Annotated in this window: 11 protein-coding genes and 6 pseudogenes; 3 read left to right on the top strand and 14 right to left on the bottom strand. The window is 68.6% G+C overall.

From position 1 onward, the window contains the following. The 8 genes and pseudogenes from OG766_RS36235 to OG766_RS36200 all read right to left on the bottom strand — a co-directional run bounded on the left by OG766_RS36235 (position 1) and on the right by OG766_RS36200 (position 7,287). The gene (locus tag OG766_RS36235) at positions 1-1,239 is read right to left on the bottom strand and encodes an IS256 family transposase (protein ID WP_328727350.1); all 1,239 of its coding nucleotides are present in this window, start codon (positions 1,237-1,239) and stop codon (positions 1-3) included. 129 nt (positions 1,240-1,368) lie between these two features. Then, positions 1,369-1,874 (bottom strand): annotated as a pseudogene (locus OG766_RS36230) (transposase family protein); the annotation flags it as partial. Between the two features lie 152 nt (positions 1,875-2,026). Then, a pseudogene (locus OG766_RS36225) lies at positions 2,027-2,838 on the bottom strand (IS5 family transposase). Positions 2,839-2,881: 43 nt separating this feature from the next. Further along, complete coding sequence (locus OG766_RS36220) at positions 2,882-4,432, bottom strand: MFS transporter (protein ID WP_328727349.1); 1,551 nt, start codon at positions 4,430-4,432, stop codon at positions 2,882-2,884. Positions 4,433-4,595: 163 nt separating this feature from the next. After that, positions 4,596-5,119, bottom strand: a pseudogene (locus tag OG766_RS36215) (TetR/AcrR family transcriptional regulator); the annotation flags it as partial. 9 nt (positions 5,120-5,128) lie between these two features. Beyond that, positions 5,129-5,872, bottom strand: coding sequence for an NADPH-dependent F420 reductase (locus OG766_RS36210; protein ID WP_328727348.1), 744 nt, complete (start codon positions 5,870-5,872; stop codon positions 5,129-5,131). Between the two features lie 4 nt (positions 5,873-5,876). Next, a complete protein-coding gene (locus OG766_RS36205) occupies positions 5,877-6,245 on the bottom strand; it encodes an LLM class flavin-dependent oxidoreductase (protein ID WP_328727347.1) in 369 nt (122 codons plus the stop codon). Beyond that, a complete protein-coding gene (locus OG766_RS36200) occupies positions 6,238-7,287 on the bottom strand; it encodes an LLM class flavin-dependent oxidoreductase (protein ID WP_328727346.1) in 1,050 nt (349 codons plus the stop codon). The genes OG766_RS36205 and OG766_RS36200 overlap by 8 nt, the downstream gene beginning before the upstream one ends. A gap of 229 nt (positions 7,288-7,516) precedes the next feature. Here OG766_RS36200 and OG766_RS36195 point away from each other — a divergent pair, with 229 nt between their 5' ends. After that, positions 7,517-7,867, top strand: a complete 351-nt coding sequence (locus OG766_RS36195; RefSeq protein ID WP_328727345.1) for a MarR family winged helix-turn-helix transcriptional regulator — start codon at positions 7,517-7,519, stop codon at positions 7,865-7,867. Positions 7,868-8,141: 274 nt separating this feature from the next. Here OG766_RS36195 and OG766_RS36190 read toward each other — a convergent pair. Both OG766_RS36190 and OG766_RS36185 read right to left on the bottom strand, forming a co-directional pair. Then, positions 8,142-8,369: pseudogene (locus OG766_RS36190) on the bottom strand (Zn-dependent oxidoreductase); the annotation flags it as partial. A 217-nt stretch (positions 8,370-8,586) separates the two neighbouring features. Beyond that, a complete protein-coding gene (locus OG766_RS36185; protein WP_328727344.1) occupies positions 8,587-9,813 on the bottom strand; it encodes an NAD(P)-dependent malic enzyme in 1,227 nt (408 codons plus the stop codon). A gap of 401 nt (positions 9,814-10,214) precedes the next feature. On the opposite strand from OG766_RS36185, the gene OG766_RS36180 reads away from it, so the two are divergent. Beyond that, a complete protein-coding gene (locus OG766_RS36180; RefSeq protein ID WP_328727343.1) occupies positions 10,215-10,682 on the top strand; it encodes a MarR family winged helix-turn-helix transcriptional regulator in 468 nt (155 codons plus the stop codon). A 47-nt stretch (positions 10,683-10,729) separates the two neighbouring features. On the opposite strand, the gene OG766_RS36175 is transcribed toward OG766_RS36180, so the two are convergent. Continuing rightward, positions 10,730-11,074: a DoxX family protein gene (locus OG766_RS36175; protein WP_328727342.1), complete on the bottom strand. Its 345-nt coding sequence runs from the start codon at positions 11,072-11,074 to the stop codon at positions 10,730-10,732. A 1,296-nt stretch (positions 11,075-12,370) separates the two neighbouring features. On the opposite strand from OG766_RS36175, the gene OG766_RS36170 reads away from it, so the two are divergent. Further along, the gene (locus OG766_RS36170) at positions 12,371-13,072 is read left to right on the top strand and encodes an NUDIX domain-containing protein (RefSeq protein ID WP_328727341.1); all 702 of its coding nucleotides are present in this window, start codon (positions 12,371-12,373) and stop codon (positions 13,070-13,072) included. A 10-nt stretch (positions 13,073-13,082) separates the two neighbouring features. Here the strand turns inward: OG766_RS36170 and OG766_RS36165 are convergent. The 3 genes and pseudogenes from OG766_RS36165 to OG766_RS36155 all read right to left on the bottom strand — a co-directional run. Then, positions 13,083-13,814: pseudogene (locus OG766_RS36165) on the bottom strand (ISAzo13-like element transposase-related protein); the annotation flags it as partial. A gap of 121 nt (positions 13,815-13,935) precedes the next feature. Continuing rightward, complete coding sequence (gene ltrA / locus OG766_RS36160; RefSeq protein WP_328727339.1) at positions 13,936-15,366, bottom strand: group II intron reverse transcriptase/maturase; 1,431 nt, start codon at positions 15,364-15,366, stop codon at positions 13,936-13,938. 595 nt (positions 15,367-15,961) lie between these two features. Further along, a pseudogene (locus OG766_RS36155) lies at positions 15,962-16,924 on the bottom strand (ISAzo13 family transposase); the annotation flags it as partial. Between the last annotated feature and the right edge of the window lie 2 nt (positions 16,925-16,926).

Below are 16,926 nucleotides of genomic sequence, written 5' to 3'. Positions count from 1 at the left end.
CTATGCGGTGAGTTCGGTGGGCAGTGCGGTCTCGTCGGTTTCTGACTCGATCGGGTGGAGTCGGGCCTTGGCGAGCAGGTCGAGGCCCATGTAACGGCGGGCCTCGGTCCACTCGTCGTTCTGCTCGGCCAGGACCGCGCCGACCAGGCGGACGACGGCGGTGCGGTCGGGGAAGACGCCGACCACGTCGGTGCGGCGGCGGATCTCCTTGTTCAGCCGTTCCTGCGGGTTGTTCGACCAGATCTGCCGCCAGAGCTCACGAGGGAAGCCGGTGAATGCCAGCAGGTCGTGCTGGGCGGCGTCCAAGTGGGTTGCCGCTTTGGGGAACTTGGCTTCCAGAGCGTCCAGTACGTGAGCCATCTGGGCGGTCACCGCGTCGGTGTCGGGTTGTTCGAACACGGTCCGCAGCAGTGTGGCCACCCAGGGCTGGGCCGACTTCGGGACCTGGCTCAGGAGATTCCTCGCGTAGTGGGTGCGGCAGCGCTGCCAGGACGCGCCGGGCAGCGTGGCGCCGATCGCGTCGACGAGACCGGCGTGGGCATCGGAGACGACGAGCTGGACGCCGGACAGGCCACGGGCGACGAGCGAGCGCAGGAAGGCGAGCCAGCCCGCGCCGTCCTCGGCGGTCGTGACGTCCAGGCCCAGGATCTCCCGGTGCCCGTCGGCGTTGACGCCCACCGCGACCGGGGTATGGACGTTGATGATGCGGCCGCCTTCCCGGACCTTCTGGGTCAGGGCGTCGACCCAGACGAAGGTGTAAGGGCCGGCGTCGAGCGGCCGGTTGCGGAAGGCGGCGACGTGTTCGTCGAGATGCTTGGCCATCGCGCTGACCTGGGACTTCGAGAGCTGGGTGACGCCGAGGGACTCGGCGAGTTTCTCGACCCGGCGGGTGGAGACGCCGAGGAGGTAGGCGGTGGCGACCACCGAGATGAGGGCCTGCTCGGCCCGGCGGCGGCGTTCGAGGAGCCAGTGCGGGAAGTAGCTGCCGGACCTGAGTTTGGGGACGGCGAGTTCGACGGTGCCGGCCCTGGTATCCCACTCGCGTGGGCGGTAGCCGTTGCGGTGGTTGACGCGTTCGTCGCTGACCTGCCCGTATTCGGCATTGCAGAGGGCGTCGGCCTCCGCGGACATGAGCGCGTCGGCGAACGTCTTGACCATCGCGCGCAGCAGATCGGGACTCGCCGCGGCAAGGTTGTTCTCGGCGAGGGCGTGCAGGGGCAGACTGTCGGGTGCGGTCATCGTGCTGATCTCCTTCGAGGCTTCGACACTTCGAAGATCAGCCGGTGGCCGTTCGTCTATGCGGGCCTCATCCCGATGCCGGAGCAAACCCCCGGATCAGGCCAAAGCCGTACACCACTTCCCTGGACGCAACCCGGCCTCGGTCAGGGAGTCGGGAATGCCGTGTTCGCGGGCCGCGCGGATGTCGTGAACGGCCCCGGGCAGCGCGGGCGAGGCCCACAGCAGTCTGCCTGCCGGGGCAGCCAGGACTTGCACGTTCATGCCGTGTTTCTTGTGTTGCCGGAATAGAAGGGCTGGTCGGTGGCGGTGCGGTCGATCGATAGGAGGGTTCCGTCCAGGATCACGAAGGCTTTGCGGGAGGCGGCTCGTACTGCTTCGGCGAGGTCGGGAGCCAGGGCGGCCAGTAGCTCGGCGGCCTCGGTCACGTACCGGTAGACGGTACTGACGCTGATGCCGAACCCGGTGGCGAGCTGGGCGTAGGTGTGCCCGCACCGCAGATGGGCCAGGACCAGCAGGGCCTGCCGGTCCGTTGCGAGCCGGCTCCACCGGTTCCGCGTTCACGGCGCAGGGCAGTGAGCTTCCCGGCCAGGAACTGCAGGGCTGAACTGATCGAGTCCCGATGGGTGGACAAGCACACGAAGCTCCGGGCGGACAGGTTGATCTTGGTCGGCAACCCCTCTACCAGGAGCTTCACCTCTTCCCGCACCCACCCCTCACGCCAACTCACCTGTGATTCCGCCAGGTTGAAAACGGCTCACGGATGCGGCGGTGCAACTTGCTGATCGTTTCAGAATGAGGTGCGGAGTCGTCTCAAGCAGATGATGCTGCAGGCGAGTTGGAGGGGTGCAACGTGGAGGTCGGCGCGTATCTCGTATCGGATCCGTAGGCGTTTGAACTGGTGGAGCCAGGCGAAGGTCCGCTGGACAACCCAGCGGGTCTTGCCCAGTCCTGAGCCGTGCGGGGCGCCGCGGCGGGCGATCTTCGGGGTGATGCCGCGGGCGCGGAGGATGCGGCGGTACTTGTCGAAGTCGTAGCCGCGGTCGGCGAACAGTCGTCTGGGCCGGCTCCGGGGTCGGCCGCGTAGTCCGCGGGTGTGAGGTATCGCGTCCAGCAGCGGTAGGAGTTGGGTGATGTCGTGCCGGTTTCCGCTGGTCAGGGAGACGGCGAGCGGGGTTCCGTGCCGGTCGGTGATCACATGGTGCTTGCTGCCGGGCCGGGCCCGGTCGACCGGCGAAGGTGCGGTGTGAGCCCCCCTTCGAGGGCCCTGACGTGCGAGGCATCGATCGCGTTGTCGTCCATGTCCAGCAGGCCGGCTGTCCTCAGCTCGGCCGGGAGGACCTCGTGCAGGCGGGGCCAAACCCCGGCGTCAGTCCAGTCCCGTAGGCGGCGCCAGGCACGTCACGCCGCTGCAGCCGATCCGCTCCGCGGGGACGTCTCTCCAACTCACGCTCTTGCACGGCACATAAACGATGCCCCGCAGGGCCGCGCGGTCATCCGCCGGCATCGGCGGCCGGGATACCGGTGGCGCCGCGGCGGCCGGGCCGGGAGCAGCGGGGCTATGCGTTCCCACAGGTCATCAGGCACAAGAGTTCTTAACATCGGACTGGACATCGGACTGGACGTCGGCCCGAGTCTCGCGAGGTCAGTGCGCGACGACCGGGATCCTCACCCCGTCCTCGGCGCCCTCACCGGTGCCGTCTGCGGACGACGCGGCCGCGCCGGTCCCCGGCCGCCCACTGTTGATGAAGGTGAACGCGATGGCCGCGGCCGCCACCAGGATGCCGACGGCCCACCAGATGGCGCTGGAGTAGCCGTGCACCAGGCCCTGCATCTGCAGCGTCTGCTGTGCCTGGGGACCGGTCGCGCCCGCCGCGTGCGCGGCGATGTACGACGTGGTCGCGGAGGCGGCGATCGTGTTCAGCAGGGCCGTGCCGATGGCGCCGCCGACCTGCTGCGAGGTGTTCACCATCGCGGAGGCGACGCCCGCGTCCCGCGCCTCGACGCCGTGCGTGGACAGGGACATGGCCGGCATGAAGGCCATACCCATGCCGAGGCCGAGCAGCAGCTGCGCCGGCAGGATCAGTCCGGCGTACGAGGAGTCGATCTCGAGCTGGGTCAGCAGCAGCATGCCCGTGGCGGCGACCAGGAAGCCGGGCCCCATGAGCCGCCGAGGCGCGACGCGGGTCATCAGCCGGGCACCGATCTGCGTGGAGCCCGTGATCATGCCCGCAATCATCGGGAGGAAGGCGAAGCCCGTCTTGACTGGCGAGTACCCCTTCACGACCTGCAGGTAGTACGTGAGGAAGAGGAAGAGGCCGAACATCGCGATGATGGCGAGACCCAGCGAGAGGTAGACACCGCCGCGGTTGCGCTCGGTCAGGACGCGCAGCGGCAGCAGCGGCGAGCGGACCTTGGACTCGGTGAACACGAAGGCCGCGAGCAGGACCGCCGAGGCGACGAAGAGACCGATGGTCGTGGAGTCCGACCAGCCGTTGGCCTCGGCGCGCGTGAAGCCGTACACCAGCGTCACCAGACCGAGGGTGGAGAGGATGACGCCGGGGATGTCGAGCGGCGAGCGGTTGCGGCCGCCGGCCGGCTCACGGATGACGAAGTACGCGCCCGCGGCGGCGATCACCGCGAAGGGGATGTTGACGTAGAAGGTCCAGCGCCAGTCCAGGTACTCGGTGAGGAACCCGCCGAGGATCAGACCGACCGCGCCACCGCCACCGGCGATCGCGCCGTAGATCCCGAACGCCTTGGCCCGCTCCTTGGCGTCGGTGAACATCACCGCGAGCAGCGAGAGCGCGGCCGGCGCGAGCAGCGCGCCGAAGGCACCCTGGAGCGCGCGCGAACCGAGCAGCATGGCCTCGCCGTTCGCGGCTCCGCCGAGCGCGGACGCGGCGGCGAAGCCGAGCAGACCGACCACGAAGGTGCGCTTACGGCCCCACAGGTCGGCGATGCGCCCGCCGAAGAGGAGCAGTCCGCCGAAGGCGAGGGCGTAGGCCGTGATGACCCACTGCCGGTTGCCGTCCGAAATCCCCAGGTCCTGCTGGGCGGACGGCAGGGCGATGTTCACGATCGTCGCGTCGAGCACAACCATCAGCTGGGCCAGGGCTATGAAGACCAGGGCTTTCCAGCGGCTCGGGTCCGGGCGGGCGGAGTCCCGGAGCTGAGACTTGGCTGTTTTTGACATGGAGGTAGCCACCTAGGGGTTGCGTAAGCGTGAGAAACGGTCGTACCGGCGCGTGCGGACGAGTCGGCCCCGGGGCGCCGGGCATAAGTGCTTCCGTACTACGGATTTCGGATCACGGACTGTGGATGACGGGTCGGGGATGCGGATGACGGCGTGTTGCTGGTCACGGGTGGCGCCGCAGGTCCTCCAAGGTCGCGGCCGTACCAGGCAGTTCGGAGCGCGCGGGCGCCTCGAGTCCGTCCAGCAGCAGCTGCAGATGGCGATGGGTGTACCGGTCGATGCCCGGGCATCCGATGCCCGGCAGCGGCCGGGTGAGCTGGGACAACGCGACCATCAGGTCTCCGACGGCGACGTCGGAGCGGAGCCGCCCCGCCGCCTGCGCACGGTCGACAAGGCCCTGGACGGCCTCTTCGAGCCGGTCGCGCTCGGCGTGCAGTTCGGGATGGTCCTTGTCGAAGCCGCCGAGAAGATCGGGCACAGCGAGCCGATCCGCTCATCGGCGGCCGCGTGGGCAAACCGGCTCAGCGCGGCGAACGGGTCCGCCTCCTCGGCGGCCGCCTCCTCCGCCCGGTCCGTCATGCGGCTCAGGACGGAGAGAACGACCTCGTGGACGAGGGCGGCCCGGTCCGCGAAGTTCCGGTAGAGGGTGGCATTGCCGACGCCGGCGCGGCGGGACGCCGAGCACAGGGTTGGCGGTCAGGCTGCCCGGCCGCTCGACGCCGAGGCGGCCGCCCTCGCGCTGGTCACGGCCCGTCCGCGCTCCGATTCCGTGAAGCGGACGAGCATCGCACGCAGCTCCCCGGCATCGACGTTCGCGCCGAAAGGCTCGGTGCCCGGTTCGAGCCGTACTCCGTCGGCGAGGGGACCTGCCATGACGGGGTCGAAGCCGAAAGCGGTGACGAGGTCCGCGACGGTGGCCAGGTCGTCCGGGTCGTCACCGGCGATCGCGATCGCCTTGCGTCCCAGCGCCCCCACGGGCTGGGCGCCATCCTCGAGATCGTGGTAGCCCATGTGGTTGAACGCTTTGACCACCCGGGCTCCGGGCAGATACGCCTGCACGATCTCGCTCGAGGAGGTGAGCGGGTCGGTGAGGTCCTCGCGGATGCCGTCGACCTCCCACCAGTAGTTCATGGCGTCGATGACGAGCCTGCCCCGCAGCGCCTCCGCCGGCACGGTGCGGTACTTGCCGAGCGGCAGCGCCAGGATGACGACATCCGCCTCCGCCGCGGCCCTTGCCGCGGTGACCGGGACGGCGCCGGGCGTGAGCACTTCGACGGTGAGTGCGATCTTGGCCGGGTCGCCCGATCCGGCGACGAGTACGCGATAGCCGGCTGCCAGGGCCAGGCGTGCCAGCACGGTACCGACCTTCCCCGCACCCAGGATGCCGACCGTGCGCACCGCAGCGGTGGTGGTGGTCGTGTTCATGCGTGCTCCATTCATGGCGTCAGCCCGCGAGGATGTCGCGGACCATCGGAAGCACCTTGGTGCCGTACAGCTCGACCGTGCGCAGGCGGGCGCTGATCGGCTGTGCCCCCGTGGTGTAGATGAGGTCGAAACGGCCGACGCCGAGCGTCTTGATGGCACGGGTACGGCTGGTGCGTGTGGCGATGCCGGCGAGCACGGTCTCCGGTGAGGAGATCGCGAACTCCGGGCGGTGGTGTTCGCCGAGTGCGAGGACGTCGACGCCGGTCTCCTCCGCGAGAACGGCCTCGTCGAGGACCAGCCGGATGGCCCGCGCATCGGACACCGGGTGGCCCGAGTCGTCCGTCGGCACATCGCCGAACGTGTCCAGACCGAAGACGAGATCAGACATGGCTGGGCTCCTTCGTGAGCAGCTGCCTCACCCGCGGGGCGACTTCACGGCCCAGCAGCTCGATCGTGCGGGCCCGGGCTTCGCGGGGAAGGTTCATGACGTCGTACTTGAGGTCGAAGCGGCTGAGGTGCAGATCGCGGGCCATCGTGGCGATCTTGCGCGCGACCGTCTCGGGAGAGCCGACGAAAAGCGCGCCCTTGCCGACTTCCGCCAGGTAGCGCTCGCGGGTCGGCTTGTAGAACCCGCGCTCCTCCGCGAGGGCGGTGACGACCGGCTGCCAGTACCGCCACCAGGTCTCGATCGCCTCCTCGTCGCTCTCGGCGATGAGCCCCAGCGAATGCTGGGCGACGGGTTGCATGGCATGCCCGAACTGTTCGAGCGTCCGGTGGTAGAGCTCGACGTGGCCGGCGAAGCGCTGGGGGCGTCCACCGATGACGGCCAGCATGAGTGGCAGGCCGTAGCGGGCCGCGCGGACCACGGAGTTCGGGCTGCCGCCCACGCCGATCCAGGTGGGGATGCCACCGGGCGGCATCCGGGGACGCAGTCGCTGCTCGACGAGCGGCGGCCGGAACCGGCCCGACCAGGTCACCGTCTCCTCGCGCTGGAGGCGCATGAACAGGTCGAGCTTCTCCTCGAACAGCTCCTCGTAGTCGGCGAGGTCGTAGCCGAACAGCGGGAACGACTCCGTGGCCGAGGCCCGCCCCAGTACGAGCTGGGCGCGGCCGTTCGAGGCGGCGTCCAGCGTGGAGAACTCGTGGTAGAGCCGCACGGGGTCGTTGGTGCTGAGCACGGTCACCGAAGTGCCGAGCCGGATGCGTTCCGTCGCGGTGGCGATCGCGGCGAGCAGGACTGGGGTGGCGCTGTCGTTGTGACCTGCGCGGTAGTGCTCCCCGACGCTGAACGCGTCGATCCCCACCGCCTCGGCGAGCCGGGCCTCCTCGATCAACAGGCGAACGGTCTCGGCATCGCTCAGCGGCCGGCCGCCGTCAGTGGCGACCTCCCCGAACGAGTTCAGCCCCAATTCGAACGCTGTGGCCGTCATGGACTCCTCCTACTGGCACCCGGGACATCCGGTTCCTGCGGCAGACGACTGGTTGACGCGTCAATCTTTATCAAAGATAATTGACGTGTCAACTAAAGAGGTGGGGACAGTGGGAGAGCGACGCAGAGTGTTCCCCGGCGCCGAGGAACTGCGGATTTAGCAGGACTTCATCGAGACGACGGAAGCGCTCCGCTCCGAACTCTCGTCACGCCTGCACAGCGAGTCCTCCTTGTCACCGGGGGACTACGCCGCGCTCCTCGCGCTGCGAGAAGCGGAAGGGCGGCTGCGCCCCTCCGAACTGGCGGCCCGCATCGGCTGGCAGCGCAGCCGGCTCTCGCACCAGATCAAGCGCATGGAGCGACGAGGGCTGATTCGGCGCGAGGAATGCGTCACCGACGGCCGGGGCGCCGAGGTGGTGCTCACGGCCGAAGGTGCGGAAGCTTTCCGCAACGCTTCGGTACCGCATCTGCGTGCCGTCCGTGAACTGTTCGTCCATCCGCTCACGCCGGACGAGCTCGCGGCAGCCGGGCGGATCGCGGCGGCGCTACGCGACCGCTTGAGGGCATCGCGCAACAGCTGAGGGGTAGAAGGTCACCCGCCAACTGTCCGCGTGGGGACTCGACGACCTCGCTTCGAACTGCGCCTGATCCGGGAGGACGTGCTGGTCTGCGAGGTCACCGGCCCCGAGCAACATCCAACCGAGGCTGCGGCGGGCTTGAACGACGGACGAGGGGGGCTCTTCCTCGCGGCCCAACTCACCACCCACTGGGGCTGCCGTTACGGGTAGACGGGCAAGACCATCTGGCGGAGCAGTCCCTCACCGGGCAGACCGATCCGGCTTTGTGGGACGCGAAGACGCAGGCGGCCTCCTCCAAGGAGAGTTCCTTCGGCTTCGGGAGGACATTCCACGCCGGGACGGCGACCTGCTCGGCGAAGGTGACCTGGTAATGCTCGGTGAGGATGGAGCAGGGCTCCCCCGGGCCGACGCCGTGACCGGTCGGGCCGATGACCAAGTGGAGCACCACCTCGTTGCCGTCCGCGTCGACGCCGGCGGCGTCACAACCGAGGATCATCGGGAGCTTGCCCGAGGGGGACGCGCAGGGGCGTGTTCTGAACGCAAAGGCACCCGCAGCTCGCCCGGAGCGTGGTGGCCGGCAATCCAGGACACGAGCCCCGGGCGGACCCCGGCGACAATCAACCCGGCACCGGGCAACCTCGGCCCACCGCGCAACTGCCCGGCACGGGTATCCGTACCGGGGCAGTTGCGGGGGTCCGGAGGTGGCAGCCCCCGGACAAACGTCAGCGTCGCGCCACGCCCTCCGCCCGCGCCGCCGCGGCAACCGCCGCTGTCACGGCCGGAGCGACCCGCTCGTCGAACGGCGATGGAATCACGCAGTCCGCGGCCAGCTCGTCACCCACGACATCCGCCAGCGCGTTCGCGGCGGCAATCTTCATGCCCTCCGTGATCCGGGACGCCCGCACCTGCAGCGCCCCCGCGAAAATGCCCGGGAACGCCAGCACGTTGTTGATCTGGTTCGGGTAGTCGGAGCGCCCCGTCGCCACCACGGCCGCGTACTTGTGCGCGATGTCGGGGTGGACCTCAGGGTCCGGATTGGCCATGGCGAAGACGAACGCACCGGGCGCCATCGACGCGACCGCCGACTCCGGCACCGTACCGCCGGACACACCGATGAAGACGTCCGCGCCGACCAGGGCAGTCTCCAGCGAGCCGGAGATGCCGGCCCTGTTGGTGAGCTCCACGAGTTCGCGCTTGACGTCCGTCAGGTCCTCACGGTCCCGGCTGACGACACCCTTGCGGTCGGCCACGGCGACGTCCCCGAGCCCCGCCTCCAGCAGGAACTTCGCGATGGCCACCCCGGCCGCACCGGCGCCGGAGATGACACCGCGCAGATCGCCGAGGGTCCGCCCGGACAGCCTCGCGGCGTTCCGCAGGGCCGCCAGCGTCACGACGGCGGTGCCGTGCTGGTCGTCATGGAAGACCGGGATGTCGAGCCGCTCCTTCAGCTTGCGCTCGATCTCGAAGCAGCGGGGCGCCGAAATGTCCTCCAGGTTCACCCCTCCGAAGGACGGCGCGAGGCGGACGACCGTCTCGACGATCTCGTCCGCGTCCGTGGTCGCGAGCGCGATCGGCACCGCGTCGACGCCGCCGAACTGCTTGAAGAGGATCGCCTTGCCCTCCATCACCGGGAGGGACGCCTCGGGGCCGATGTCGCCCAGTCCGAGCACCGCGGTGCCGTCCGTCACGACGGCGACGACCTGCGACTTCCAGGTGTAGTCGTGGACCAGCTCGGGGTTCTCGGCGATGGCGCTGCACACCTTGGCGACGCCGGGCGTGTACGCGAGGGACAGGTCGTGCTTGTCCCGGATGGGGACGGTGGCCTGCACGGCCATCTTCCCGCCGCGGTGAAGCGCGAAGGCCGGATCGAAGGGTTCGCCTGGCTCCCCGGCGATGCTCTCCGTCTCCGTGCCGCTCCCGCTATGGGGATTGACGATCTCGGCTGCCATGTGATGGACCCCTTAAGTCTTCATCAGTTGAGGGTGGCCACTCCTGGTTGAGGAGGGGTACGCGGGACCGCGTACGTTCCCTGAACCCGACGGTTGGCCCGCCGGTCAGGGGGCCGCCGGGCCACTCGACGGCCTGTCACATATCGACCTATGGTGACAAGTCGGGAACATTCGGCGAAAAACAAATAATGCAGTGACCTAGTGCCGTGACATGCGGCCTGAGGGGCGTCCCGGCGGCAGGTGGGCCCGGAGGTGCGGCCCGAGGCAGTCAGGGCAGGACAGGGCCGTGCCGCACCTCCGGAGTCGGGGCGACCCTCAGGTGGGGCCGGGCGAGGCAAGGGCGATCGCGTCGCCGAAGACCCAGCATTTTGGTGAAGCGTCAACTAGTCTACACTTTCTCCATGGAAGAAACGGTGCGGTGGTTGACGCCGGAGGAGCAGCACGCGTGGCGCAGCTTCGTCCGCCTTCAGGAGAGGCTCCAGAGCCGGTTGTCACGCTTGTTGCAGACGGAGTCCAATGTCTCGCCCGCGGACTACGCAGTGCTGGTCGAGCTGACGGACGCACCGGATGGGCGGCAGCGGATTCTGGATCTTGCCCATGCGTTGGAATGGGAGAAGAGTCGGATCTCCCACCACATCTCCCGCATGGTCAAGCGTGGGCTGGTGGTGCGGGAAGAGTGTCCCGAGGACGGGCGCGGCGCCTTCGTGGTGATCACGGACGCGGGGCGCACGATGATCGAGGCCGCTGCCCCGCATCACGTGGAGGCGGTGCGCGCTCTGTTCCTCGACCATGTCACGCCGGCGGAGCTGCGGGCGCTGGCTCAGATCTCTGAGCGCGTGGTGGAGAAGCTGGACGAGGACGCGTCCTGACGGGACGGGTCGGGGCGAGCTGTGTCGCATGGGCGGTCCGACGCGGGTCACATGGCCAGAGCGAGCATCGCGGCGGCGGCCACCGAGACTGGGATGAGAATGACCGCGGCCATGGCGTTCTGCCGGGTCTCGGGGTTGGCGTAGTCGCCGACCTGGACGTGGTAGCCCACGGCGCCGATCATGGTGAGGGCGAAGCCGATGGCCGCCGCGATGCCCAGGGGCTGCCAGAAGAGCCCCACGACCAGGCCCGCCGTTGCGGAGACCTCGGCCAGTCCGATGAGGCGGACAAACCTCGCACTCAGCCCCATGTGCGACTGCAGAGCGGCCGAGACATCGCCCTTGAGCACCGTCTTGGGTGCACCCGCGGCCAGCGTCACAAGGGCGAGGAGCACGCTGAGAACGGCGACTCGATGGAGCCGCTCACCGAGCAGACCATCGACCTGATGCTGTCCGGCCGGCCCGCCACCGCCCGCGTCGGCGGGGCCTGACGCATCGAAGCTGGGTGCCGGACCACATCGGGGGATGTGCGGTCCGGCACCCAGCTGAGCGAGCGTACGCCGCACCCCACCGCAGAAGGGGTTGCGCTCTTCACTGGCGCGGCGGCGAGGGAGACCGAGCAGCTCATCAACAAACTGCTCAACGGCTCCGGTACCGTGGTGCGCAGGGTCCTCGGGCCGGCGGGCGTCGATACGACCCGCATCATCGCCCGGGTTGGGCGGGCTCACAGCGAGCCGAGGAATTCCCTGACGGCTGTAGCGAACTCCCTGCGCTCTGCGTCGTGGTCAGGCTGAGTGTCGTCGGGTGTCGGCCTGGGCAGCGGCCACGCGGAACTCCTCAGTCGTCAGGGCGAGCTACCCAGTCTCAAGTTCGCCCGCAGACTCGCCGCCGCTCCTAGCCGGTGTGCCACGCGTCTCCGCTCGTGCCCCGCAAGTGGGGGCCAATGGAGGGGCGGGGCCCGCGCGGCTGCGCAGCGGACAGCGGGGCCACCCGAAGCCGCGCAGTCCTGCCGCACGAGCGACGCACCGGCTCCGCCGAACCGGGAGCGTAGCGGCTCAGGTATCTCCGCCGCCGCGCCTGGCGGCCACTTATGTGTCAGGTTGCCGAGCGCTGGTTGAGCCAGGCGCGGCCGGCCTCGACGGCTCGGGCGCGGTAGGCCTGCAGTTCTTCCGAGCCTCGTCCGGCCCGGCTGGCCCAGCAGGTGGTCAGGGCGAGTCACGAACGCCGTGACGGCAGCATCGTCGGCCTGCTGGTAGGCCGGGATCTGGCCAGCCCACATCTCAGCGTCGTGGGCGGTGTGTCCGGCGAGGATGAGATGGGGAACGAGAAAGGCGGTGTCGATCCAGGCCGGGCCCCGGTGGGGCCATGCCCAGTCGATGACCCGGATCTGGTCGTCCATGGCGATCAGGAGACTGTCCGCGCGCAGGTCTCAGTGAAGCAGCGTGTCGCCGGTGAACTGTTCGTCGAGGCGGCTGTCGTGTGCAGGAGCGGATTGGTGGAGATGTCCGGGAAATCGGTGAACGGGCAGGGGGTGGGCGGTGCGTGGAGTTGGCTGATGGCGTCGATGTCCGGCTGCAGGTCCGGGGAGCCGGGGTCAGGTCGGGGTGGCGGCCAGCCGGCGTCCACGAACTCGCTCACGGCCGTCGATGCGAAGACGAGGTCAAGCCCGAAGTGGGTTCTACGATGGGCCGGTGACCGAGACACTGCCTCCCGTGGGCGTTGACCTCTTCGACGTTGAGCGGCTCCTGCTGGCCGAAGCTGCGGAGCCGCCGCTGCCGTCCCAGGACGCTGAGGCCCGAGACCGGGTGTGGGGCATGGCTGTTCGGGCAAACCCCGCCCTCTTCGACGGGCCCGTGGTGGCGTGTGGGGGGCTGGAGCGGAAGGGCTCGCGCGTCCTGCGTCTGTCCTGGGTGCGTGTGACCTACCGGCACTACGCCTTGCGTCGCGTTCCCGGCGCCACCGCACTGCCCTCGTTGTTCGTGAACGTCGTCCAGCCGACAGATGACGCCCGTGTGCTGGCAGCGAGGATGTCGCCTTCTACGGCTGCCCCGGGGCGTTGGCAGCTGCCAGGGGGGTCTGTGGAGCCTCCCCAGGATGGGGCGACGTTGGGCGAGTTGGCACTGGCCGGTCAGGCGGCGCGGGAGCTCACCGAGGAGTTGGGGATCTGCGCAGCCGCCGAGGACTTGAAGTTGTGGGTCGTTACCCGCGGTGAGAACGGCAGTGTCGGCCTGACCTACCTGGCCCCGGCTCTTCCCGAGGCAGCGCTGCGCGCTGGCTTCGCCGCTGCTGGGGCTGCCGAGCGCGTCCAGGGCCGCGAGCCTGAACTGGATGGCATCGCCTTGGTGCGCTCGCCGAACGAGCTGGCTGGTCTGGCCGGTCCGCACGCGGATTAGGAGCCGTAATTTAACTATTGCCGGAGTTGATCTCGTTGTCGTGGTTCTCGATCACGCGCTTCAAGGCTTCGAGAGTGCGGGGAGGGTGGGTCCGGCGGAAGACGAGGACTCTGGCGAGTTCGGGCCCGGCGAAGGCCAGCATCGGTTTGGACCTCCCGGCGTGGTAACTCAGCACGTTGCGCGTGCGGCCCATCAGTTCGGCCGCGAGGGTCAAGGTGACGGTGTTGCGGCTGCGGAGCACGGCGGTCAGGACGCGGTGGCGGTGGTCGAGGGTGCCGAAGCCGGGGTTGCGGCCGCGGTTGTCCCTGCCGGCGCCCTGGCGTTCGGCTTCGGTCAGGACCTGCTGGCACGGTTCGAGGTGGAGCACGAGCTGTTCGAACTGTTCGCGGGGCATGCCGGTGAGTGCGGGGTGGGTGAGGAGGAAGGTGGCCGCGGCGGGGACCGGAGGTCCGGACTCGTCGTGTGGAGCTTCCGGGAGCTGCTGGCCGGGGTCCTGCGGGGCGATGGTGTAGTTCCACTCGCCGTGGAACTCGTCTCGTTCGACCCGCCGGTCGGCGCTCTTGCGTTCGGCTCGGGTGAGCACGCGGCCGGTGGGGTACGCATTCTCGTCCAGTACTGCGTGAACGGTCAGTCCGGTGCTGGTGCGGGTGGCTGAGATGGTCTCCAGCAGCACTTCGTAGCTGGTCAGAGGCTGTCCGCGCAGGCTGTGGGTGATCCGGGAGAACAGCCGGTGGTGAAGTCGGCCCAGAGCGCGGTCTCGTCTTTCGATCGAGCCGTTTCTCTGGACCGCTTCCCGCACCCGGCGTGCCACTCTCACGGCACCGGGCGCTCCACAAGTCCCGTCCAACTGCAGATAGTTGTCCTCATCCGGCGGATGGCCAGGGAGAAGGAATGACTGTCCCTCGGTATCGGTAGCGCGTGGTGCGTACCTTGCCGGGGTCGAACAGTGTCCGTTCCTCTCCTGATGGCCACCAACCCCCACCGCAGTAGCGGCGGCGAAGGTCCTTCCTATTGATCCGGTGGTGCTTGCGACGCAGCCACTTCATGACCTGGCCCCACGTGTACGAGCTCAGGTACTGGAACGTCGCGCTGGACACCCCGGGACGGAAGTACATGCACCAGCCGAACAGCATCTTGTTGATCTGGATGAGCAGTTCGTCCAGTGGCAGGCCGGTGGCCGTTCCGCGGCGGATCGCCTTGACCTTGCCCATCGCGGCCTTGAGGGCCTTGCGCGAAGGGTAGGTGTAGACGTAGCAGCGGCTGGAACCTCGCTTGCGGTGACGCTGGATGTGCCACCCGAGGAAGTCCAGCCCCTCGTCGATATGGGTGACCAGGGTCTTCTCCACGGACAGGCGCAAGCCCACCGTGGACAACACCTCTGCGATCTCTTCGCGTAGAGCCTCGGCGTCGTCCTTGGTGCCGGAGACCATCAGACACCAGTCGTCCGCGTACCTGGAAAGCCGGTAGTTGGGGAGACCTTGACGACGTCGCTTGGCCCGAGCCCAGGGCATGGACCCTGGGCCTCCCGGCGCCTGGGCGATGTACTCGTCCAAGACCGACAGAGCCACGTTGCTCATCAACGGCGAGAGAATCGAACCCTGAGGGGTGCCGGCGGTGGTCTCTCGAAGCAGACGATCCTCGCCGAGGATGCCCGACTTCAAGAACGCCTTCACCAGGGCCAGGACGCGTTTGTCTCCGACGCGCTTTCGCATCCGGTCCATCAGAGCGGAATGTGAAATCTCGTCGAAGCAGGCTTTGATGTCGCCCTCCACGATCCACTCATACGACTTGGACGTGAAGAAGCGCACCTCGGCCACCGCGTCGTGGGCCCGGCGGTTCGGACGGAACCCGTAGGAACACGGGAGGAAATCCGTCTCGAAGATCGGCTCCAGCACCAGCTTCAAGGATGCCTGCACCACCCGGTCCGTGATCGTGGCGATCCCCAGCCGACGTAACTTACCGCCCGACTTGGGGATCATCCGCTCCCGCACCGGCAGCGGACGGAAACTACGGTCCTTGATGCTGTCCCGCAGCCCGCCGAGGAACTCCTCGACGCCCGTCCGCGCCACGATGGACGCCGCAGTGCGGCCGTCCACCCCGGCAGTCTTGGCACCCTTGTTACCCCGCACCCGATCCCATGCGACCAGCAGGAACGCGGGATCGGCGACAAGGTTGAACAGGTCATCGAACCTGCGATGAGGATCATCACGGGCCCAACGGTGCAGCTTGGTCTGGATCTCCAGTACCCGTCGCTCCGCCACGTATGTGACGGCCTCAAGTTCGTCGGTGTTCACCGGCGAAAACCTCCTGGTCTTCCAGTACTTCGGCCACTGACTTGCTGGCCCCCTTCGCCATGTACGCACCTCTCGTGCGCTCGGACTACTACGGGGCCTCCGCCACGTACTGGAGCCGTCAGCCGACGACGGGCCTGCCCACCGACTGACTGGATGCCAGCCGGGAAGGGCGGTTCCAGCACGCTTCCCACGTTCACCACTCTCCGGTCGACGAGCGAGCCGCCCAGCTCTACCCCGACAGCATCGCCACGCCTACGCCGCAGGCATTCAGCGTGGCCTCCTCACCAGCATCGAAAGACCGGCTCCGAAGTCGCCGCCCGAGAAGGCGGCGTGCGCTGCACCCGGCCCACATCCTCCAGATTGGAGCCGGTGGAACACTTACGGGACGTCAGGCACTGGTTCCTCTCGTACGGCGTCTCGTCTTGCTTGCCGGACACGCGCCGTCTGGAAGTACCGACGCGCTCCGTCGTTGTCAGGGCTGCTCCTACCTCCCCGTGCGTCTCCACGGATCGGCTGCCCTCAGCTTCACCGGACTGCTGCGACAGCCCGGCGACAGGGGTCTTTCACCCCTGCCCGGTAACAGTGGCGCCTCGTGGCGCACTTCCACTTTGTTCCATTTTGAAGTACCCGGTGGGAAGTGCATGACGGTGATGCTCAGGCCGCACTCGTCGGCGACGTCGGCCAGGCCCATCTTGAACAGACGGGAGTCGGCCGAGTTGGCCCCTCCGGAATCGGCGGTGACCAGCAAGCGGTCCACGCCGGGATAGTCGAGGCACCCCTGGCCCTTCCACCAGCGGCGCAGGGACTCCACCGCGAACGCGGCGGTGTTTCGGTCGGTGCCCAGGTTCACCCAGCCGCTGTCGCGCCCCAGGTCGTAGATGCCATACGGAATGGCGACCGGGGTGTCGGGGCCGATGAAGTCGTGATCCGGGGCGATGATCGGCTCGCCTTTGGGACGGTAGGTGCGGCCGGGCCGGGCGAAGTCGCCGATCGGCTCCTTCTGCTTCGCGTCCACGCTCACCACCGGCAGCCCCTCCGCCAGGAAGCGTTCGGCAGCGGTGTTGATGTGACGGAACTGGGCGTCTCGGTCAGGCACCTGGCTGCCGGCCCGAGTCTTGGCCATGCCCTGCAGGCTGAAGCCCATCGCACGCAGCAGACCGCCGACCACCGGGGCGCTGACCGGATGACCCGCATCGGTCAACTCCCGTGACAAATCCCGCAGCGAGGCGGTGGTCCAGCGCAACGGGGACACCGGATCACCCACCTCGCGCGGCTCGATCAACAACTCGAGAGCCGCCACCAGACCGGGGTCACGCTCGGCGGCAGACTTGCGCCCGCCGCCGGGCCTGCGCACCCGCCCCAGCGTCTCCGCTCCGCTCGTGAGTTCCTCACACCCTCGCGCGACGGTCGACTCCGAGACCTCCGCCACCCGGGCCACGGCCGTGATCCCTCCATGGCCCAGCGCCTCGGCCTCTGACGCCAGATACAGACGGCGCTGCCGCTCGTCCAGATGCGGCAGCACCGGGCGTCGAATTGACGCTCCTGGGCTTCGTCCCAGAG

It is taken from the genome of Streptomyces sp. NBC_00259, from assembly GCF_036181745.1.
Taxonomy (GTDB): Bacteria; Actinomycetota; Actinomycetes; order Streptomycetales; family Streptomycetaceae; genus Streptomyces; species Streptomyces pratisoli.
This window is presented reverse-complemented; position numbering and strand designations above follow the sequence as displayed.